Source organism: Mesorhizobium sp. ISC11, assembly GCF_037162595.1.
Taxonomy (GTDB): domain Bacteria; phylum Pseudomonadota; class Alphaproteobacteria; order Rhizobiales; family Rhizobiaceae; genus Mesorhizobium; species Mesorhizobium ciceri.
This window is the reverse complement of the sequence record NZ_JAVSPW010000002.1, coordinates 378,211-397,681: the sequence shown is the minus strand read 5'-3', so window position 1 is coordinate 397,681 and position 19,471 is coordinate 378,211. Positions and strand designations below refer to the sequence as shown.

General features: G+C 59.8%; 20 protein-coding genes. 17 read left to right on the top strand and 3 right to left on the bottom strand.

Annotated elements, in window-relative coordinates:
• Nucleotides 1-11: 11 nt before the first annotated feature.
• Both RPF88_RS32915 and fixJ read left to right on the top strand, forming a co-directional pair.
• Complete coding sequence (locus RPF88_RS32915; RefSeq protein ID WP_013525377.1) at nt 12-1,568, top strand: PAS domain S-box protein; 1,557 nt, start codon at nt 12-14, stop codon at nt 1,566-1,568.
• The gene (gene fixJ, locus RPF88_RS32910; RefSeq protein ID WP_013525376.1) at nt 1,555-2,169 is read left to right on the top strand and encodes a response regulator FixJ; all 615 of its coding nucleotides are present in this window, start codon (nt 1,555-1,557) and stop codon (nt 2,167-2,169) included. Before RPF88_RS32915 ends, fixJ begins: the two co-directional genes overlap by 14 nt.
• Here fixJ and RPF88_RS32905 read toward each other — a convergent pair.
• Nucleotides 2,166-2,375, bottom strand: a complete 210-nt coding sequence (locus RPF88_RS32905) for a hypothetical protein (RefSeq protein ID WP_013525375.1) — start codon at nt 2,373-2,375, stop codon at nt 2,166-2,168. The two genes, fixJ and RPF88_RS32905, sit on opposite strands and share 4 nt — an antisense overlap.
• 185 nt (nt 2,376-2,560) lie before the next feature.
• On the opposite strand from RPF88_RS32905, the gene RPF88_RS32900 reads away from it, so the two are divergent.
• From RPF88_RS32900 to RPF88_RS32845, 12 genes are all read left to right on the top strand, one after another.
• On the top strand, nt 2,561-3,007 hold the full coding sequence (locus RPF88_RS32900) for a pyridoxamine 5'-phosphate oxidase family protein (RefSeq protein WP_013525374.1): 447 nt from the start codon (nt 2,561-2,563) through the stop codon (nt 3,005-3,007).
• A gap of 138 nt (nt 3,008-3,145) precedes the next feature.
• Entirely contained in the window at nt 3,146-3,793 is a 648-nt protein-coding gene (locus RPF88_RS32895; RefSeq protein ID WP_013525373.1) for a helix-turn-helix domain-containing protein, read from the top strand.
• Nucleotides 3,794-3,948: 155 nt separating this feature from the next.
• Nucleotides 3,949-4,302, top strand: coding sequence for a hypothetical protein (locus tag RPF88_RS32890; RefSeq protein WP_013525372.1), 354 nt, complete (start codon nt 3,949-3,951; stop codon nt 4,300-4,302).
• Between the two features lie 119 nt (nt 4,303-4,421).
• Entirely contained in the window at nt 4,422-4,673 is a 252-nt protein-coding gene (locus tag RPF88_RS32885; RefSeq protein WP_024505312.1) for a type II toxin-antitoxin system Phd/YefM family antitoxin, read from the top strand.
• Between the two features lie 2 nt (nt 4,674-4,675).
• Nucleotides 4,676-5,119 carry a type II toxin-antitoxin system VapC family toxin gene (locus RPF88_RS32880; RefSeq protein ID WP_013525370.1) on the top strand — a complete coding sequence of 148 codons (444 nt, stop codon included), beginning with the start codon at nt 4,676-4,678 and terminating at the stop codon, nt 5,117-5,119.
• Nucleotides 5,120-5,636: 517 nt separating this feature from the next.
• On the top strand, nt 5,637-7,274 hold the full coding sequence (locus RPF88_RS32875; RefSeq protein WP_337123967.1) for a methyl-accepting chemotaxis protein: 1,638 nt from the start codon (nt 5,637-5,639) through the stop codon (nt 7,272-7,274).
• A 23-nt stretch (nt 7,275-7,297) separates the two neighbouring features.
• Nucleotides 7,298-7,765, top strand: a complete 468-nt coding sequence (locus RPF88_RS32870) for a chemotaxis protein CheW (protein WP_224673617.1) — start codon at nt 7,298-7,300, stop codon at nt 7,763-7,765.
• Nucleotides 7,762-9,003, top strand: a complete 1,242-nt coding sequence (locus RPF88_RS32865) for a CheR family methyltransferase (protein ID WP_337123966.1) — start codon at nt 7,762-7,764, stop codon at nt 9,001-9,003. Before RPF88_RS32870 ends, RPF88_RS32865 begins: the two co-directional genes overlap by 4 nt.
• Complete coding sequence (locus RPF88_RS32860; protein ID WP_013525366.1) at nt 9,003-9,707, top strand: chemotaxis protein CheW; 705 nt, start codon at nt 9,003-9,005, stop codon at nt 9,705-9,707. The genes RPF88_RS32865 and RPF88_RS32860 overlap by 1 nt, the downstream gene beginning before the upstream one ends.
• Complete coding sequence (locus RPF88_RS32855; protein ID WP_337123965.1) at nt 9,704-11,977, top strand: hybrid sensor histidine kinase/response regulator; 2,274 nt, start codon at nt 9,704-9,706, stop codon at nt 11,975-11,977. The genes RPF88_RS32860 and RPF88_RS32855 overlap by 4 nt, the downstream gene beginning before the upstream one ends.
• A gap of 22 nt (nt 11,978-11,999) precedes the next feature.
• Nucleotides 12,000-13,019: a chemotaxis response regulator protein-glutamate methylesterase gene (locus tag RPF88_RS32850; protein WP_013525364.1), complete on the top strand. Its 1,020-nt coding sequence runs from the start codon at nt 12,000-12,002 to the stop codon at nt 13,017-13,019.
• A gap of 13 nt (nt 13,020-13,032) precedes the next feature.
• Nucleotides 13,033-14,037 carry a response regulator gene (locus RPF88_RS32845; RefSeq protein WP_013525363.1) on the top strand — a complete coding sequence of 335 codons (1,005 nt, stop codon included), beginning with the start codon at nt 13,033-13,035 and terminating at the stop codon, nt 14,035-14,037.
• Nucleotides 14,038-14,323: 286 nt separating this feature from the next.
• On the opposite strand, the gene RPF88_RS32840 is transcribed toward RPF88_RS32845, so the two are convergent.
• Nucleotides 14,324-15,355, bottom strand: coding sequence for a GlxA family transcriptional regulator (locus RPF88_RS32840; protein WP_024505318.1), 1,032 nt, complete (start codon nt 15,353-15,355; stop codon nt 14,324-14,326).
• 86 nt (nt 15,356-15,441) lie between these two features.
• Here RPF88_RS32840 and RPF88_RS32835 point away from each other — a divergent pair, with 86 nt between their 5' ends.
• Entirely contained in the window at nt 15,442-16,848 is a 1,407-nt protein-coding gene (locus RPF88_RS32835; RefSeq protein WP_337123964.1) for an FAD-binding oxidoreductase, read from the top strand.
• Nucleotides 16,766-17,359, top strand: a complete 594-nt coding sequence (locus RPF88_RS32830; protein WP_337123963.1) for a winged helix-turn-helix domain-containing protein — start codon at nt 16,766-16,768, stop codon at nt 17,357-17,359. Before RPF88_RS32835 ends, RPF88_RS32830 begins: the two co-directional genes overlap by 83 nt.
• 208 nt (nt 17,360-17,567) lie before the next feature.
• Here the strand turns inward: RPF88_RS32830 and RPF88_RS32825 are convergent, their stop codons facing one another.
• Nucleotides 17,568-17,825, bottom strand: coding sequence for a hypothetical protein (locus RPF88_RS32825; protein WP_013525360.1), 258 nt, complete (start codon nt 17,823-17,825; stop codon nt 17,568-17,570).
• A 122-nt stretch (nt 17,826-17,947) separates the two neighbouring features.
• Between RPF88_RS32825 and RPF88_RS32820 the strand changes: the two genes are divergently transcribed.
• Nucleotides 17,948-19,447 (top strand): winged helix-turn-helix domain-containing tetratricopeptide repeat protein, encoded by a 1,500-nt coding sequence (locus RPF88_RS32820; protein WP_013525359.1) that lies wholly within the window; start codon nt 17,948-17,950, stop codon nt 19,445-19,447.
• The last annotated feature ends 24 nt before the right edge of the window (nt 19,448-19,471 follow it).

Here is a 19,471-nt window from a genome sequence, read left to right as displayed (position 1 = left end):
AGGAACTTCAGGTGATCAAAGACGAAGCACTCAGTTTGTCACCCGGCGGGACGACACTGAAATCATTGTTGTCTCAAATGTTCGATCAGGCACCAGGCTTTATAGCGCTGCTGCGCGAGCCAGGTCACATTTTCGAGCTGACCAATGCCGCCTACCAGCGATTGACTGGCCACAGGCAAGTGATTGGAAAGTCAGTGCGGGACGCCTTTCCCGAGCTCGAAGGGAATGGGTTTTTCGAACATCTGGACCATGTGTACATGACCGGCGAGCCCTACATTGGCCACGGGGTGAAGGTCGGCCTTCGCAACATAGCCGACGGCCCGGTCGAAGAGCGCATCCTTGATTTTGTTTATCAGCCAGTCAAGGCTGACGATGGCCGGATCACCGCGATCTTCATTGAAGGTACTGATGTCAGCGAACTCTCCTTTGCAAATGCAGCACTTCGGCTGCGTGAGGACCATTTGCGGTCGATCCTGGCAACAGTGCCGGACGCGATGGTCGTCATCGACGAGCAGGGTGGGATTCAATCCTTCAGCACCGCTGCCGAAACGCTGTTCGGCTACCAGTCAGGCGAAGTCATCGGTCAAAACGTGAAAATGCTGATGCCCTCGCCCTACCGCGACGAGCATGACGCCTATCTGCTTCGCTACCTGACGACGGGAGAGCGCCGGATCATCGGGCTCGGCCGCACCGTGACCGGGGCACGCAAGGATGGCACGACTTTCCCGATGGAGCTTTCCGTTGGCGAGATGCATCCGGGGACGGGACGTTTCTTTACCGGCTTCTGCCGCGACTTGACCGAACGCCACCGGGCAGAAGCAAGAATCCAGGAGCAGCAGCAGGAACTGCTGCACATGGCGCGGTTCACCGCACTCGGCGAGATGGCCTCAACGCTTGCTCATGAGATCAACCAGCCGCTCACCGCCATCACGAACTACCTCAAAGGCAGTCGTCGGCTGCTTGAGAAGAGCCGGGACGAGAATGCGCCCATGCTTCGGGATGCCGTGGAAAAGGCAGCTGAGCAGGCCTTGCGGGCGGGCGACGTCATCCGTCACCTGAGGGATTTTGTAGCCAGGGGCGAAAGCGAGCGCCAGGTCGAACGACTGCCAATGCTGATCGAGGAAGCCGCCTCCCTAGCCTTGGTTGGTGCAAGAGAGATAAATCTCCTCGTCAGCTACAAGCTTGATCCAGTCGCCGAACTGGTCTTAACCGACCGCATCCAGATTCAGCAGGTTTTGCTCAACCTGATGCGCAATGCGGTTGAGGCTATGCAGGACTCGCCGCGCCGCGAATTGAAAGTCACAACAATTGCCCGGGATGATGGGATGGCCGAGGTAAGCGTGATCGATACTGGCCCGGGTCTCGCGCCGGAAGTCTCGGCTCAACTCTTCCAGCCGTTTGTAACCACCAAGAAGCAAGGCATGGGTGTCGGTCTCTCCATTTGCCGCACCATCGTGGAATCGCACGGTGGTCACATATGGGCCGAGGCGATGCCGACTGGCGGGACCGCCTTCCGATTCACCTTGCGCATTGTGGAGAAGGAAGAGGTCACAAATGGCCGGCAGTGATCTGGTGCACGTGGTTGACGACGACATGGACGTGCGCAAGTCGCTCGGTTTTCTTCTGGCGACTGCAGATTTTGCAGTACGCCTGCACGAATCGGCCACGGCTTTTCTCTCGACGGCAAAGGGCGACCTCGACGGCTGCATCGTCACCGACGTGCGCATGCCGGGCATAGACGGCATCGAATTCCTGCGCCAACTGAGATCCGGCGGGCATACAATTCCAGTTATTGTCATGACGGGCCATGCCGATGTGGCGCTCGCCGTTCAGGCAATGAAGGAAGGCGCTTCCGATTTCATTGAAAAGCCGTTTGATGACGAGATGCTGATCGACGCGATCCGCTCCACGTTGGCCAACCGCAACCAGGCGAATGCAACGCATCCGCAATCCTCCGAAATCCACGGCCGCCTGGCCACACTTTCGGAGCGGGAGCGGCAGGTTCTGGACGGGCTCGTGTCGGGTCTGCCGAACAAGACGATCGCCTATGATCTGGGTATCAGTCCGCGCACTGTCGAGATTCATCGTGCCAATGTGATGAGCAAGATGGCCGCGGGCAGCCTGTCGCATCTCGTGCGCATGGCGTTGATCGTGGAATCCAAACACTAGCAAGCGTCCCCGAGAGACTTGCCGCCGTCTGTCGGCATTGCCTTCGGCTGCCAGTAGCGCCAATGGGTCGGGCGGATATCGACGCGCACGCCAGTCCCGGCGTGCTTCCAACCCTGCCGGCCTTTTATACAGGGAAATACGAGCGCATGTTCGCCCTCCTCGTCGAAGACGGCGAGTTCGAGTTCGCGACCAAACGGAGCGCTCATGATCGGCTTCCACATCTCCCCATGATCTGGGGAAGCGGCAAGCAGCGCCTTGATTTAAATCATTTACGAAATTGCCGCCTATGCCGCTGCGGACGAGCGGCAAGCTGCCTTGATTGCGATCAATGACAGCTCCGGCGGCTGGGCCAACAGTCTGTTGGACGACCAATAGACTCAGGAGATCACACATGCTGATCCGCACATTATCCGCCCTGGAATGCACGAAATTGCTGACCGCCAACCGTGTCGGTCATCTGGCATGCGCGAAGGGTGGGCAGCCCTACGTGGTGCCGGTGCACTATGCGCACGCCGACAATCATCTCTACGCGTTTTCCATGCCCGGCAAGAAGATCGACTGGATGCGTGCCAATCCCCTGGTGTCCGTCCAGGTGGGTGAACGCGGCCAGGGCCGAGGCTGGAGAAGCGTCGTCGTCGATGGCCGTTATGAGGAACTGCCGGACCGGATTGGCCACAAGCTCGAGCGTGACCATGCATGGGCGATGTTGAGCAAGCATGCCGCTTGGTGGGAGCCCGGCGCCCTCAAGCCACTCATGCCTGCGGTGTCGGACAGTGCACCCCACGTTTTCTTCCGTATCTTGATCCAGCAGGTGTCGGGCCGCGAAGCAAGTGAATAGCTTTCTTCACTGCGGCGACCAGCGCTGGACCGATTCAGGAGGAGCGGCTCTAGGTAGTTTCCCGTAGGGACATAACCGAATTTCGCGACCCGCGGATTCGCGCGATTGCTGTGTCACGGATAAACCGGGAAAACAGCCATGCACGCCTACACCTCCTCCAGAATTTCGCTGCCGTCACGGTCTGCCCAGCCCAACCTGCCGGAGGCTTTTGAGCCCGCACTGCTGCAACCACTCAGCTTCTATCCCGCAGGCGCGGAAATCTACGCCCAGGGCGAGAAGGCCGGAGGCTTCTACCAGGTGGAGTTCGGCGCCGTCCGCGTCTACCGCCTGCTTGCTGACGGCCGCCGGCAGATCAGTGCCTTTCATCTCGCCGGAGAGACATTCGGCTTCGAAGCCGACACGACGCACCATTTCTTTGCTGAAGCGGTCAATTCCACCGGTGTCCGCGTCTTCCGCCTCACAGCTGGAGCGGATATGTCCCATCAGTTGCTGCCTCTGGCGCTGAAGGGGTTGACCAGAGCGCAGGAACACCTGCTGGTCCTCGGTCGCCAGAGCGCCATCGAACGCGTCGCCGCGTTCCTGGTCGACCTGTCGGAGCGCCAGGGCGGATTGCGGCAGGTCGAACTTCCGATGTCGCGCATGGATATCGGCGATTATCTTGGCCTCACCATCGAGACGGTATCGCGGATCTTCACCCGGCTGAAGGACAAGGGCGTCATCCGCCTGCTCAGCCTGCGCAGCATCGAAATCATCAGGCATGATGCGCTTCATGCGATGAGCGAATGAGCTGCGCTCCGACTCCTGGATGGTACAAGCACTTCAGACCATTTGACAGCGGGGCAACAAGAGCAAGATAGCAGCGCGGAGGACATCTGTTATGCCGCTGGAAGATTGAGGAAACAGCGGCAAGTCTATCGGCGTTCAGGCTTCGGGAGGAAGGCATGGACCGGCACATGGCCACATTGCGTGCAGACCGTGTTCAAGCATCGATCACGTCGGATGCCGCTGAAAAATCGGCGCTGGTCGATTCGTGGCGGCGCTCGGCCTCGTTGCACAGGCTGGTTCCTGCAGGCCGGAAATCACCCCGGCGGCTAACCGACATCGAATTGAGCGTCGCCGGGCAGAAGGTCGAGCCGCTGCTCGCTGCCGCCCAGTCCAGTCTTGACAGGCTCTATCTGCCGTCGGCGGTGTCGGCTGCTGCGTGTTGCTGGCTAATCGCGATTGTGTCGGGGTCGATCGCCGTACTTTCCAGATCAACGGGGAAGACGCGGTTTTCCGGATTAGACCTGATGTGAGATGTCAGCCTGCCAACTGGCGGCAGATCGAGCGCCGTAGGCGCACCGATCCGTCCTGACTGCTTGCCAAAACTCGCTCCATAATTTATATGACCACTTTAGTCACGGGAGCAATCATGATGAAAGAGATTCAGCTCAAAGACGTCAAGGCTACGTTCTCACATGTGGTCGACGAAGCGGTTGCGGGCACACCGACGGTCGTCACCCGTCACGGCAAAAGAGAGGCTGTCGTAATCAGCTATTCGGAGTACGAACGCCTTTCCCGTGTGCCGTCGCTGGGTTGGCTGCTCACAAACTCGCCCCTGGAGGAAGCTGACCTGCCAGCGCGAAGCCGAAAGCCCGCACGGGCTCTGCGCGATCCGGCGTTCTGACATTGTACCTTTTGGACACGAATGTCGTCAGCTTGCTTGCCCCTTCAAAACGCAGGACGCCCTCCGATGAGAAACTAGCGGCCTGGATAGTCGAGCGATCGTCCGACCTTTGGCTCTCCGTAATCACCTTGGCCGAGATCGAGGACGGCATCGCGAACGCCAAGCGAACCGGTGCCACCAAGAAGGCGGGCGCGCTCGCCGAATGGTGGGGAGAAATCCGTCACTACTACAGTAGCCGCATCCTCCCTCTTGACCTCGAAACGGCAACAATAACTGGGCAACTCATGACAGTCGCTCGGGCCGCTGGCATCTCACCTGGTTTCGAGGACATCGCTATTGCTGCAACAGGCATGCAACACGATCTGATCGTGCTCACGGACAACGAGAAGGATTTCAGGCCGCTCGGCATTCGGCATCAGAATCCGTTCATCGGGCTTCCAGAATAGGCGGACGGCGACCGATGGGCGCCTCCAGCATGACCATGCGATGACGTAGGCGGGGTTATGCGACGCTGGGCGAGTCTGATGGCGGTGCACCGGACTTCCTGGATCGACCAGCGGCCAGCGTATATTTGTGCCCCTTCAAGGTTCATAGGCCTTGTTGCCTATGGGCTGTCCAGGTTGTTTGCTTCAAAGGCCCAACGCTGACAGGGCCTTGGACGTGAGGTGAGAGCTTCATCGTCAGCGAATACCTTTCTCATCGACGTCCAACGAGACGGTAACAATCAGTCATCCACCCACCTTGACGCGGGCGTGCCGCCCAGCGGATGTCGGGCTGATGTGCGCCGACGGAACACGTGTCCTCGACCGTCACTTCTGGCGAGCGGCATCGCCATCATTAGTGATGGAACGGAAAAGAAACCATTCAGCGTCAGACTACCGCTTTTCGACGCACCTTTTTCGAACACGTCGGAACGAGCGCTTGTCGCGCAGCCCACGATGCCCCCATTGGTGAATCGGATCCATGAAGAGTCTGACAATACACCACCGCATCCTCGTCAGTTTCGCTGCCGTTCTGGTGGTCATGTCCGTGATCGCCGTCATCGCGTACGCCTGGTTTCTTCAGGCGGGGCAGGAGGCGACTGAGGTCGAGAAGGGCATCCTTCCAGACCTCTATCACAGCACCGCGATCATGGTGGGCCAGATGACGGCCCATAGTCTGCTTCAGGAATATGCCCTTCAGGACAACCCATCGGATAGAAGCACGCTTGAAAGCGCGATCACGACCAATCGCGACCAAGTGCAGCGGTCGATGGGCGACTATGAAGCAACAATCGTCTCCGACATCGACAAGCAGAATTATGCAGTCGTCAAAGAACTCGCCAACCAATTTCGCCTGGCTGAAACTGCTGTGCTGGACACAAGCCGGGCTGCCTTGTCGAAAGGTGAAACTCCCAATGAAAGCCTGGCCATCAAGAACACCGTAGAGCCGATCTTTGTAAAGTTGCAGTCCGCTCTGCAGGCCATGGTTGAGGATCACAGAGGCGAGGCAAACAGCGCGACGCAGCGGATCAGCTCGATCGTTAGAACGGCCGAAGTCGGTTTGAGCGTTGGCTTGTTGATAGCCCTCGGACTAGCCCTTCTTTTGGGTTACCAGCTGTTTCGCGCCATTACAGGTCCGCTCACTCGTTTGGTCAACGCGGTTCAATTGATGCGGCAAGGCGACTTCAGCGAACGCCTCGATCTGAGGCGCCGAGACGAATTCAGCGTTCTTGCCGACGGCTTCAACGCAATGGCGGACGATCTCACAACCCTCATTGGTCAGGTTCAAAGGTCCAGCATACAGGTCGGCACATCGATAACTGAGATCGCCGCCACCTCCAAGCAACAGCAGGCAACTGCGACTGAAATCGCAGCGACCACAACAGAAATCCGCGCGACAGCCAAGGAGATCTCCGCCACGTCAAACGAGCTCGTCCGCACGATGAACGAGGTCTCGACAGTTGCCGAGCAAACTGCTGCCGTCGCCGGCGGAGGGCAAGCGGGGCTAACCCGTATGGAAGAAACCATGCAGCAGGTCATGGAAGCGGCCGGCGCGATCAATTCCAAACTCGCGATCCTGAGCGAGAAAGCCGGCAGCATCAATCAGGTGGTGACGACCATCACCAAAGTGGCCGATCAGACGAACCTTTTGTCGCTCAACGCTTCCATAGAGGCTGAGAAGGCCGGCCAATATGGCCGGGGCTTTGCAGTGGTGGCGACGGAAATCCGAAGGCTCGCGGACCAGACGGCTGTCTCCACATACGATATCGAGCAGATGGTCAAGGACATCCAGTCGGCAGTCGCGGCCGGGGTGATGGGCATGGACAAGTTTTCCGAACAGGTCCGCCGGGGTATGCAGGAAATCCAGCAGGTCGGCGGGCAACTCTTCGAGATCATTCAGCAGGTTCAGGGGCTGGTGCCACGTTTCGAAGTCGCCAATGAAGGCATGCAAGCGCAGGCGACCGGCGCGGGGCAGATCAGCGACACGCTAACGCAGCTGAGTGAGGCAGCTCAGCAAACAGTCGAATCCCTTCAGCAATCGACGCTCGCGATCGACGAGCTCAATCAAGTCTCAGGCGGCATGCGAAGTAGCATTTCGAGGTTCAAGCTGAGAGCGTAGCGAGCCGGCAGTAGGGGGTGACAATGCTATTTCTCGCCTTCAGCATGGGTCCGGATCGCTACTTGATCGATGTCCACCAAATTGAAGAGGTGCTGCCTCGTCTCGATGTGAAGGTCCTGCCGGGTGCGCCAACCGGTGTGGTGGGTCTGGTCAGCTACAACGGAATACCCATCCCGCTGATCGATGTTACTCTTCTTGCGCTTGGCCGGCCGTCGGAGCGCCTATTGAGCACCCGGATCGTTGTGACGCGCTATCACGCGCAGGATGGCGAGCAGCGCCTGCTGGGACTGATCGCGGAACGGGTGACGGATACGCTTGAGCGAGACCCTGCCGACTTCGCGCCGTTCGGACTTGAACCAGGAACCCCGCCCTATCTTGGGCCGGTGGCTTCCGATGGTTCGGAGATCATTCAGTGGGTCAAAGTGGCATCGCTGCTTTCGGAAGAGATACGTACCGCATTGCTCCGCCAGGCCGCGACCGGTGATCAATGACCGGCGCAATTGAAAAGCTCCTGACGGAAACCATCGGACTGGACAGTGCCAGCGTTGGTCCGACAGTGGTCCGTCAGGCGGTCAGAGATCGGATGGCAGCATGCCGGATAACCAACGCTCAGACCTATAAGGAACACTTGACCGGTTCCTCGCAGGAGTTGCAGGAGTTGATCAATGCGGTGGTGATCCCGGAGACCTGGTTCTTTCGCGACCGAGAAGCGTTCACCATGCTGGCGCGGCATGCGCGCGTGCACAAGCGTGCTCAGCCGATTAAAGTCCTGAGCCTGCCATGTTCAACCGGCGAAGAGGCCTATTCGGTCGCCATGGCCATGTTCGATGCCAGCTTTGAGGCGCACGAGTTCAAGATCGATGGTGTGGACGTCAGCAGCCGCAATATCGCGACGGCTGAACGCGCGGTCTATGGGCGCAATTCGTTTCGCGGCAGCCATCTCGAATTCAAGGATCGCTATTTCGAAGCGGCCGAGAGCGGGTTGCGTCCTACAGCTGCGGTGCTGAAACAGGTTCGGTTCAGGGTAGGAAACCTGTTCGGCTCTCGCGCGTCTTTCGGGCAAGAAGTCTATGACATCGTGCTTTTCCGCAATCTGCTGATCTATTTCAATCGAGAGCTGCAGGATCGCGCGTTGATCTGCCTGAAGGACCTACTGGCCAAAGACGGACTCCTCCTGGTCGGTCCGGCGGAAGCAGCTCTTCCAAGGTTGCATGGCTTTATTTCCGCTGAATGGCCATTGGCCTTTGCCTTCCTGAAATCGGAGCCCGTCAAGACCACGGCGCCGACAGTTTCGGCCGCCATCCCGGTGCCGACACCAACCCCGAAGGTCAACAAGAGCAAGCCTCTTCTTCGGCCCCGACCGACAATTGGCAATGAAGCCCGTGGCCAGGCGCCGGCCAAGCCGCTTGCACAGGCCTCGGAAAGCCTCATCGCGGTTGAACGGATCGCCAATGCAGGACGGGTAAAGGAGGCACAGGAGGTCGCCCTGGCGCATCTCAAGGAATTCGGTCCTTCCGCGCAAATCTTCTACTTGCTGGGCCTCGTCCAGGATGCGGATGGCGCAGCACCCCAAGCCGCGCAAAGCTATCGCAAGGCGCTCTATCTCGCGCCAAATCATCGAGAAGCTCTCATCCATCTGGCTTTGCTGCTTCGCAAGCAAGGCGACCATAACGGCGCCGAGGCCCTGGCTGGCCGGCTAGGCCGGGTCCAGAAAAGGAGCGGCAGCTGATGGCGGCTTCGACAGGGATCGCTCAGCCGTTGGAGCAGATTGAAATCGACGACTGCTGGCGGCAAATAGGCGTACGGGGTGACAAGTCATGTCCGCTGCTGGAGCAGCATCTCCACTGCCGGAATTGCCCGACCTATAAGAAGATTGCACGACACCTCCTCGACCGTGCGGCTCCCTCGGTATATCGCGACGAATGGCCTGGTAACGCTGGTCGAGCGGGGATCGATCCGGCCAACGGCGAGGCGCTGCAGACGGCTGTTCTCTTCCGTTTGGGGGAAGAATGGCTGGCACTTCCGGTCGGTATTTTTCATGAAGTGGCTGAATCTCGCCGCGTTCATTCACTTCCACATCGCAGAAACCGTGCACTGCTCGGTATTGCGAATGTCCGTGGTGAATTGCTCGTTTGCCTGTCCCTGGCTGAATTGCTCGGGATAGACGAGCGCAAGGAGGGGGAGCAAAGCACGCGAACCAAGGTATTTCGCCGCCTGGTTGTTGTGGGCGAGCGCGACAAGCGGGTTGCCTTTACGGTTGATGAGATCCACGGCTTACATCGCTATCGGGCGCGCGACACTCTCGCTGTGCCAGCCACGATCGACAAGGCGCTGTCTGCGGCTACTAATGCCGTTCTGCCCTGGCAGGGACGGGCCGTTGGTTGTCTCGACCCAGAACAACTGCTCACGATGCTGGATCGGAGCATGGCATGACAGATGAGGACTTCAGCCAGGTTTCGATGCTCAGCCTCTTCCAGGCCGAACTGGAGACGCAGTCACAGGCACTAACGTCTGGGCTTCTGGCACTGGAACGCAATCCTGTCGCCGCCGATGCCCTGGAAGCATGCATGCGTGCCGCACATTCCCTGAAGGGAGCTGCCCGCATCATCGACCTGATGCCCGCGGTCAAAGTTGCAAATGCGATGGAAGATTGCCTGGTCGCCGCGCAACGTGGGCATCTGAGAGTGGGACGGGAGCATATAGATGCGCTCCTGCAAGGCTGTGACCTTTTGAAATTGATCGCATCGGGATCATCGAGCGAGCGCGCCAACTCAGAAATCGAAAGCTTTCTCGCGAAGTTTGAGGAATTGTCGCCCCCCGAGGCGAAGCCCGGGGCCCAAAATTTTGCAGCTGATTTCGCCACTCCTGATCATGCCCAGGATCAGCTGGCGACGACCTCTTCAGCGAATCTCCTCGTTGGGACGCCACCGCAAACCCACGGCAGCATTGGCTCAGATAGAATGGTTCGGGTGACGGCAGACAGCCTGAACCGATTGCTCGGGTTGGCTGGCGAGTCGCTGATGGAAGCTCGGCGGCTCAGGCCATTCGCTGACGGGCTACTGCGACTGAAGCGACTTCAATCGGACCTCGCAAGTGCGTTCGACAACCTTCACGCAGTGCTGCCGCCGGGTTCAAATGATGCGGCCGTAGTGGAGGCGCTGGCTGAAGCCCAGCGAAAGCTTCGGTTGAGCCAAGCGTTCCTGGCGGAGCGTCTCGATGAATTGGATTCAGTGGATCGCAAAGCGACCGATCTTGCCAACAGATTGTACGACGAAACGTTGGCGAGCCGGATGCGGCCTTTCGAGGACGGCGTGAGACACTACGCAAGAACGGTCCGCGACCTCGGTCGTACCCTTGGCAAGCGGGCGCGACTGGAGATCGTAGGCGGCTCGACCGGCATCGACCGCGATATCCTCGAGCAGCTCGATGCCCCCTTGGGGCATCTTTTGCGCAACGCTGTAGACCATGGGCTTGAACCGCCTGAGGAGCGCCTCGCGATGGGGAAACCCGAAGAGGGGCTGATCAGGCTCGAAGCGAGGCACAATGCCGGGCTGCTGCAGATAGCCGTGGTGGACGACGGCAGGGGGATCGAGATCTCGAAGCTGCGCGAGGCTGTCATCGCCCGACAGCTTGCGACCAGGGAAAGTGCTGACACACTCAGCGAAACCGAATTGCTCGCATTCCTGTTTCTGCCAGGCTTTTCGATGAAAGCGGGCCTTACCGACGTGTCCGGCCGTGGTGTGGGCCTCGATGCGGTGCAGGCGATGACGAAGGAGGTCCGCGGAATCACGAGCGTTTCCTCGGAATTTGGTCGTGGAACCCGGTTTCAACTGCAGCTGCCGCTGACGTTGTCAGTCCTGCGCACACTACTCGTCGAAGTCGATGGGGAGCCCTATGCGTTTCCACTCGCCGCCATCTCCAAGACAATGAGATTGCAGCGGATGCAGATCAACCTGCTGCAGGGCCGACCGCATTTTCGCTTGAACGATCGACAGATCGGGCTGGTGACCGCGCGCGAAGTGCTGGATCGAGGAGAGTCCGGATCGGAACCGGACGAACTCTCGGTTGTCGTCGTGGATGCAGGTCGGGGCGATGCATACGGCCTGATCGTTGACCGTTTTCTCGGGGAACGCGAGCTGGTGATCAGACCTCTCGATCCACGGTTTGCCAAGATCAAGGACATCAGCGCAGCGGCCCTGATGGAAGACGGTTCGCCAGTTCTGATCTTCGACGTCGATGATCTGATCCGATCGGTGGAAAAACTTGCATCGTCTAGCGGATTTAGGGCTGTTCGGCGCGCTGCGGGCGGTCCCGAACCGAGCAGACGCAAGCGCGTGCTCGTGATTGACGATTCACTCACGGTCCGCGAACTCCAGCGCAAGATGTTGGGCAATCACGGTTATGATGTCGAAGTGGCGGTCGACGGTATGGACGGATGGAATGCCGTCCGGTCTGGTCCTTTCGATCTTGTCGTCACTGACATAGATATGCCGCGCATGGATGGCATCGAGTTGGTGAGCTTGATCAGAAAGGACGCCCATCTCAAGAACACACCCATAATGATCGTTTCATACAAGGATCGGGAAGAAGATCGCTCGCGCGGGCTTGACGCCGGTGCGGACTATTATCTGACCAAGAGTACCTTTCAGGACGAGGCGCTGATCCATGCGGTCGTGGACATGATTGGCGAGGCGACTGAATGAGATCGAAATTGGAAGCCAACGAATGAGAATCGGCGTAGTCAACGACATGCCGATGGCGGTTGAGCTTCTGCGCCGGCTGGTCTTGTCGACCGGCGAACATCAGGTCGCATGGGTCGCGACTAATGGGCGTGAGGCGGTCGAGGTCTGCAGACGTGATCTGCCGGATCTGATACTCATGGATCTGGCGATGCCAGAGATGGACGGCGTGGAAGCGACGCGCAGAATCATGGCGGAAACCCCGTGCTCAATCTTGCTGGTGACCGCCAGTATCGAAGCCAACCTCGCCGGTGTCTACGAAGCAATGGGTCATGGCGCGCTTGACGCGGTCGATATTCCGTCAGTAGGCATCGAAGGTAACGCGTCCTCGCAATCCGCACGGCTTCTAACGAACAAGATTGCGACGATCGGCAAGCTGATCGGTGATGCGCCGGCCAAGACAAAAAGGCGGATGTCACGTGACGCTGAGCCGACACCTCGACGCTTAATTGCAATCGGCGCCTCCGCGGGCGGGCCGGCCGCCGTTGCCGCAGTCCTGAGTGCGTTTCCCGTTGATTTTGACGGCGCGATCGTGCTCGTCCAGCATCTCGATGCTCAGTTCGTGCCGGGGCTTACTGATTGGCTGGGACAGCATACGCCTCTCCCGATCCGTCCGGCGCGGGAAAAGGATAGTCCTCAAGCGGGCACTGTTCTCGTAGCCAGTTCTGCGGATCATCTGGTTTTCAAATCAGCTCAGCAACTTGGCTATACGCCCAGCCCCAAGGACAATGTTTATCGGCCGTCCGTGGATGTGTTCTTCGAAAGTGCGGCGCAATGGTGGCCTGGCTCGGTGATTGGTGTCCTGCTCACAGGCATGGGCAGAGATGGTGCGCGCGGGCTAAGACAGCTCCGCGACAAGGGGCATCTCACAATCGCGCAGGATAGAGCAACGAGTGCCGTCTATGGCATGCCGAAGGCCGCTGCCGACATCGGCGCGGCTGTTGATATTCTTCCTTTGAGTGCGATCGGCTCACGTATAATCGAAGCCTGCGAACGCTCCACGTGAAAGGGCTCGTCAGATGACGCAAGAACCAGAGCTGGTCCCGCCACTCGCAGATAACTATTCATCCATGGTTCTGCTCATCGATGATCAGATCATGGTTTGCGAGGCGGTCAGGCGTGCTTTAGCCAACGAGCCCGATATTTCCTTACACTTCTGCACCGACCCGTTGAGAGCAATGACAGTCGCGGATGAGGTAAAGCCAACCGTTATCCTGCAGGATCTCGTCATGCCCGGCGTCGATGGGCTGCATCTGGTGCGAGAATACAGGAAGCATGCGTCGACGCGCGCGGTCCCAGTCATTGTGCTGTCGAGCAAGGAAGATCCAGCCACCAAGGGTGAAGCCTTCGCTGCGGGAGCGAACGACTATCTCGTCAAACTGCCGGATCGTATCGAGCTGATTGCACGTATTCGATATCACACGCGGGCTTATCTGGATCACGTACAGCGAGACGCGGCATACCGAGCGCTGAGGGAAAGCCAGCGACAGCTGATCGGTGCAAATCTCGAGCTTGAACGTCTGACGCGGATCGATGGCCTGACGGGCCTCGGCAACAGGCGCTATTTTGATGAATATCTGGCGGCCGAATGGAAGCGCGCTTTTCGCGCACAGTCCCCATTGTCGCTGTTGATGATCGATGCCGACAACTTCAAACGATACAACGATACCTATGGCCATATGGCCGGCGATGAGGTGCTCAAGCAAATCGCCCGCGTAATCCAGAGCGGTTCCGGCCGCTCCACCGACCTAGCTGCGCGGTACGGAGGCGAAGAGTTCGTGGTCGTGCTGGTCGACACTTTACTGGAACAATCCAGTGCGATCGCAGAGCGGCTCGTCCAGGGCGTGCGGGAGTTGAACATACCCCACGGCCCGGATCGTGTGACCATCAGCGTCGGGGTTGCAACAGCGGTGCCCACCGCGGACGAGACGCCAAATGATTTCGTCAATGCTGCCGATTTGGCCCTATTTCGTGCCAAATCGGAAGGACGAAATCGTGTCGCGGTTCATATGTCCCGCAGCTAGACAAGCTGAACGTACTTCTCAGGCTAAGATGGAACTTTCTGAGCGTACGTTGAACGCGCCTGGGCTCGCCCGGGCCTTCAAGAAGCTCTATGCCGACCAGCTCGCTTACTTTGCGGCTGGAGCTCGAACCCATCGTTAATGACCGCTGGGCGTCCGGTTCTGGGTGGGAACGTGCCGGTTCGCCTGATCGCTCGAATTTCTGCTTTTGGGATTCCGCTGGGGCCAGCTCAACGGCTGACTTGAGGCGCAAAGCCGAATATCGGCATCGCGCCGCGATGGTTGAGATTCAATCGCGGCTCAATGCTCGCCGGAGAGCACCGAAGCGAATGCGATATTGCGCCGGCGTCACCCCGACCTTGCGGCGGAAGAGACGCCCGAAAAAACTCGCATCCTCATAGCCGACTTCACTCGCCACCGCTTCGACCGGGAGATCGCCGGTCTCCAGCATCTGCTTGGCTTGCTCGAGCCTGAGCGCGTGGATGTAGTCGATTGCCTTCATTTCCGTGGCCTTGGCGAAGCGGCGCACGAAGGAGCGCTCGGACAGGCCTGACAACTTGGTCATGGCGGCGACGGGCGAGGGCGTCCGGTAGTTGCCTTCGGCCCATTTCTGGCAGCGGTTGATCACCGCGTCGTCGGTCTGGCGAAAGCGCATCAGCGCGGCGAAGGGCTGTTGGCCCATGTCGTGCCACTGCAGCATGTAGACCTTGGCGACCTGCATCGCCTCCTTGAGGCTGACGAAGCGCGCGATCAGATAGAGGGCGAGATCCTCCCAGCTCGAGCCGCCCCCGGCCATGACGATGCGGTGGGCCTCGCCGGTCAGCACGAGTGACTGGCCCGGCTTCACCTTAACGCCGGGATAGTTGTTCGTGAGCGTCTCGACATAGCCCCAGTGAATGGTGGCATCGCGATTGTCGAGTAGCCCGGCCTCGCCGAGCAGCACCGCGCCCGAACAAGCGCTGGCCAGCATGGCGCCGTCGTCATGCGCTCGCTTCAGCCATGCGGCTTCGGCGTCATACTGCCCGGCGACGCTTTCTCCCGGATTGACGAAGAAATCTGGAATACAGACGATGTCGGGTGGCGGGCAATCGGCAAGGCTGTGATCTGGGCGCATCCAGATGCCGTTTGCAGCGCGAAACGGGCTGCCGTCCCCAGCAACCACATAGGGCCGCATGCGCGGCGTGCCCGCCGCACCGCTGGTTATGAACAGGAAATCCCTGCCGGGCGAGGAAAACAGGTCGAACATGCCGTAGATCGTGGAGGCGGTAGCCTCCGGAACGGCAAGGATCGCCACATTCAATGGGCCGATCTGTTCAACCATGGCAGAAATGACCGCCTTTCAGCATTTTCGACTTTAGCGGCCCTGCCCGCGCCGCGCTAGCGTGTGTGAAACGAGGAGACCGCCACATGGCCGCCACCGCTACCCTTGCAGCATCGAGCATCGAAAGCTTCCGTTCCATCATGCGCGGCGAGGTGCTGGAGCCGTCGAGCCCATCCTATGACACGACGCGGATCGTCTGGAACGGCATGATCGACCGACGTCCCGCTCTCATCGCGCGCTGCCGGAGTTTTGCCGATGTCGAGGCGTCGGTGAATTTCGCGCGCGAAGAGCGGCTGGCGATCGCGATCCGCTCGGGAGGCCACAATGTTGCAGGCTACGCCGTCTGCGACGGCGGCCTGATGATCGACATGTCGCTGATGAATGGCGTGCGGGTCGCGCCCGGCCTCGATCGTGTCTTCGTTGAGGGCGGCGCTATTTGGGCCGATGTCGATGCGGCCACCACCCCGCTTGATCGCGCCACGCCGGGCGGCCTGATTTCGGCGACGGGCGTTGCCGGCCTGACTCTTTCCGGCGGCATCGGCTGGCTGCGCGGCAGCCACGGCCTCAGCGTCGACAATCTGCTGGCGGCCGATCTGGTGACCGCCGATGGCCGCCTCATTCATGCCGACGCGACCCAGAACCCGGATCTCTTCTGGGCGCTGCGCGGCGGCGGTGGCAATTTCGGCGTGGTGACGAGCTTCGAGTTCAAGCTGCATCCGATCGAGCCGGAGCTGATGTTATGCGGTCCGGCCTATCCCGAAGAGCGCGCCAACGAGATCCTTCCACTCTGGCGCGACTTCATGCAGACCGCACCCGATCGCCTGAGCGGCCTAGCGGAATTCTCCACGCTGCCGAACGATCCCTCGATTCCCGAGCGTGCAAGGGGCCGGCGCGTCCTGGCGCTTGCGCATGTCTATGACGGACTGGCCGACGAGGGCGAGCGGGTCGTGGCGCCCTTACGCAGTTTTGGAGCACCGCTTGTCGATTTCAGCGGCCGCATGCCGTATCGCACCATCCAGTCGCTCTATGACGGCCTGTTCCCGAAAGGCCGCGACCGCTGCTACTGGAAATCCACCTACCTCTCGCGCCTCGACGACGAGGTCATCGGGGAGATCACCGCGCGGATGGCGAAGCGGCCCTCCGAAATGACCTTCGCCTCGATCTGGAAGTTCGGCGGTTTCGTCCAGCGCGTTGCAGCCGATGCCACTGCCTTCGGTGACCGGTCCATGCCCTTCATGCTCAGCCTCGATGCCATCTGGCCAGGCGCTGACGAGGACGACGCGAACATCAGCTGGGTTCGCAGCTTCTGGCAGGACGTGCAGCGCTACTCGACCGGGCGCCTCTATCTGAACTTCCCCGGCCATGGCGAAGGAGCGGACCTCGTACGCGACGCCTTGGGAGCCGAAGCCTATGGGAGGCTCGCCAAGATCAAGCACAGATACGATCCGGACAATCTGTTCCGCCTCAACCAGAACATCCTGCCAATGCACTAACGCACAATTCAAGTCGGCGTACGGTAGCGACTCTCGCCTGGGCATTTGCCAAGTCACGAACGGCTTACGATCATTCGCCGAAATCCGAGCTCCCCGCACGCGCTGGATGATGATCAGTCTTCGCAGCGCGAAACCGTGCTACTATTGGACTGCGGCTTCGTGCTTGAGGGGAACCGGCTTGAATAGCTCGCCGCCTACAACGTTCGTACTCAACGGCGTAACCGGCGACGTGAGTAGGGAGACCTTGCGCGACCAATTCAACAGGACAATCGCAGTTCGCCACCAGACCTTCGCGGTATTTCGCCACCTTCTGGAGAACGCTGATCGCGTCATCACCAAGGACGAGTTGATGACGGCGGTCTGGAACGGGCTAGCCGTCACCGATGACAGCCTGGTCCAATGCATTCACGAGATCCGTGCGGCGCTCACGACAGTCGCCAGGCCGTCGTGCAGACAGTGCCGACGCGCGGTTACAGGTTGGTCCTTCCCTCAAATGCCGGACCAAGAATGATTACAATTCTGGCGGCAGAATTGGCCGCCGAGGTCCGGCCGGCAGGCCAGGATGAGCGGAGCATTGCTGCACCTACCACGGCCTACAGGCAGGTCCTTGATCGGCTACTGATAGAACATGCCGGTCGTGTCTTTGCGGCGTCGATGAGACAGTACTTGCGGAGTTTGCTGGCCCTGTGCAGACAATCGTTCACAGCTATGGATGCAAATCACGCCTTCCAGAACGGCTTTTGAAGTTCCGCCTCGACGGCAGCCAGGGTGAGACCGACGTCGTCGATCCGCTGAGGCCCATCTTCCGCCAGTCGCTTCAGTTCCTCGCGATAGTACTTGCGCTCGCGCCAGACCGCGACCAGGCCGCGCAGGGCGAAGAGTCTCGCCCAGACCGATACCGGTTCAGTCGTCCACGTCGGCTGTTCGCTCCAGAGAGACTGGTAGAGTCTTGAGGTAAGAGAAAGCTGCGTGCTCATTTGGCTCGTCCTTTCTTGGTGCTGCTAAAATCGATAACGCTACTTTGGCGGATGAGCGGACCTGCGTACTAAAGCGCGGCCGAAACTGTTCCGAAAAATTCCGAAACGTTTAATATGGCGGGATGCAACGGGTTCACCTCACCTTTGGTCCGTTCGTGCTCGACCCTGAGAAGGGGACGCTCCTGCGACATGAAATACCGATCTCCATCGGGCATCGCGGCATCACGCTGCTCGCCACGCTTGCGGCCCGGCCCGGCGACATCCTGACCAAGGCCGAGCTGATGGAAGCTGCCTGGCCGGGCCTAGCGGTCGAGGAAAGCAATCTCACCGTCCAGATTGCGACGCTGAGGAAGGCGCTCGGCCCCACCGACCAAGGTGGCGACTGGATCGCCACCGTGCCTCGCGTCGGCTACCGCTTCACCGCGCCTGTCGAGCGCGTGGAAGGTTCAGTGCAGCGACCAATCGCGCCGTCCGGCAAACCCACCATTGCCGTGCTGCCCTTCGCCAATTTGAGCGGCGATCAGGACCAGCATTATCTGAGCGACGGCATCACCGAAGATATCATCACTGAACTGGCGCGTTACCGGTCGCTCGTGGTGATCGCGCGTAATTCATCTTTTCAGTTTCGTGGGCCAGCGCCGGAGGGCGCGGAAGTCCACCGGCAACTCGGCGCGCGCTACCTCGTCGAGGGCAGCGTGCGACGGCTCGGGAGCCGTATCCGGATCACGGCGCAGCTGATCGACGGCGCCAGCGGCTTCCATTTGTGGGCTCAACGCTACGACAGGGCGCTTGAGGACATCTTTTCGGTTCAGGAGGAGGTGGCGGCCCTCGTGGCTTCAACCGTCCAAGGCGCCGCCGAGGCAGATGCGACTAGCCGCTCGCGGCGAACGCCGCCGGCCGATTGGGCCGCCTACGACTACTACTTGCAGGGTCGCGCGCACTACCATCAGTATGAAATGGACAAGGGCGAATCCATGTTTACCCGGAGCGCCGAACTCGATCCGACTTTTGCTCAAGGGCATGCCTATCTAGCGCAGTGCCTGGTTGCGCGATTCTGGTACGACCGCGATCCTCGTACGCTGCAAAGTGCCTTGCGGTCTGCGCGCACAGCGCTCCTGCTCGACCGGAATGACGGCATCTGCAACCAGAGCATGGGTCTCGTGCTTGTACATATGCGCCAGCATGGGGATGCCGGACTGCATTTCCAGCAGGCCCGTACGCTCAATCCGCACGACGTCAACATTGCCGGAGACTATGCAAGCTGGCTCAACTACGGCGGCCAGCCTCAGCAGTCCTTGGCGGTCCTCGAAAGGGCCATACTGCTCGACCCGTTGCCCCCGGTCTGGTTCTGGGAGGTGAAGGGAAGCGCGCTCTTCCTGCTCGGCCGATACGCCGACGCCATCGACGCTTATCGGAAGGCCGGCGACCAGTTCTTCATCCATGCCTTTCTCGCGGCGGCCTACGCCCATCTAGGCGAGATGGAAAACGCGCATGTCGCAGTCGAAGCCACACTGAGGCTGCAACCGGACCTCTCGCTTGGCTACCTTGCCCACCTTCCCTTCGCAGACCCATCTTCCTCCGAACACTTCCTCTCCGGCTTCAGAAAGGCCGGCTTTTTATAGGATCCAGCCGGTCCGACAACTCAT

Excerpts from the sequence above, each read along its gene's own strand:
- fixJ (WP_013525376.1), top strand. The coding sequence starts at position 1,555 with ATGGCCGGCAGTGATCTGGTGCACGTGGTTGACGACGACATGGACGTG.
- RPF88_RS32905 (WP_013525375.1), bottom strand. The coding sequence starts at position 2,375 with ATGAGCGCTCCGTTTGGTCGCGAACTCGAACTCGCCGTCTTCGACGAG.
- RPF88_RS32900 (WP_013525374.1), top strand. The coding sequence starts at position 2,561 with ATGCTGATCCGCACATTATCCGCCCTGGAATGCACGAAATTGCTGACC.
- RPF88_RS32895 (WP_013525373.1), top strand. The coding sequence starts at position 3,146 with ATGCACGCCTACACCTCCTCCAGAATTTCGCTGCCGTCACGGTCTGCC.
- RPF88_RS32890 (WP_013525372.1), top strand. The coding sequence starts at position 3,949 with ATGGACCGGCACATGGCCACATTGCGTGCAGACCGTGTTCAAGCATCG.
- RPF88_RS32885 (WP_024505312.1), top strand. The coding sequence starts at position 4,422 with ATGAAAGAGATTCAGCTCAAAGACGTCAAGGCTACGTTCTCACATGTG.
- RPF88_RS32875 (WP_337123967.1), top strand. The coding sequence starts at position 5,637 with ATGAAGAGTCTGACAATACACCACCGCATCCTCGTCAGTTTCGCTGCC.
- RPF88_RS32870 (WP_224673617.1), top strand. The coding sequence starts at position 7,298 with ATGCTATTTCTCGCCTTCAGCATGGGTCCGGATCGCTACTTGATCGAT.
- RPF88_RS32865 (WP_337123966.1), top strand. The coding sequence starts at position 7,762 with ATGACCGGCGCAATTGAAAAGCTCCTGACGGAAACCATCGGACTGGAC.
- RPF88_RS32860 (WP_013525366.1), top strand. The coding sequence starts at position 9,003 with ATGGCGGCTTCGACAGGGATCGCTCAGCCGTTGGAGCAGATTGAAATC.
- RPF88_RS32855 (WP_337123965.1), top strand. The coding sequence starts at position 9,704 with ATGACAGATGAGGACTTCAGCCAGGTTTCGATGCTCAGCCTCTTCCAG.
- RPF88_RS32850 (WP_013525364.1), top strand. The coding sequence starts at position 12,000 with ATGAGAATCGGCGTAGTCAACGACATGCCGATGGCGGTTGAGCTTCTG.
- RPF88_RS32845 (WP_013525363.1), top strand. The coding sequence starts at position 13,033 with ATGACGCAAGAACCAGAGCTGGTCCCGCCACTCGCAGATAACTATTCA.
- RPF88_RS32840 (WP_024505318.1), bottom strand. The coding sequence starts at position 15,355 with ATGGTTGAACAGATCGGCCCATTGAATGTGGCGATCCTTGCCGTTCCG.
- RPF88_RS32835 (WP_337123964.1), top strand. The coding sequence starts at position 15,442 with ATGGCCGCCACCGCTACCCTTGCAGCATCGAGCATCGAAAGCTTCCGT.
- RPF88_RS32830 (WP_337123963.1), top strand. The coding sequence starts at position 16,766 with ATGGGAGGCTCGCCAAGATCAAGCACAGATACGATCCGGACAATCTGT.
- RPF88_RS32825 (WP_013525360.1), bottom strand. The coding sequence starts at position 17,825 with ATGAGCACGCAGCTTTCTCTTACCTCAAGACTCTACCAGTCTCTCTGG.
- RPF88_RS32820 (WP_013525359.1), top strand. The coding sequence starts at position 17,948 with ATGCAACGGGTTCACCTCACCTTTGGTCCGTTCGTGCTCGACCCTGAG.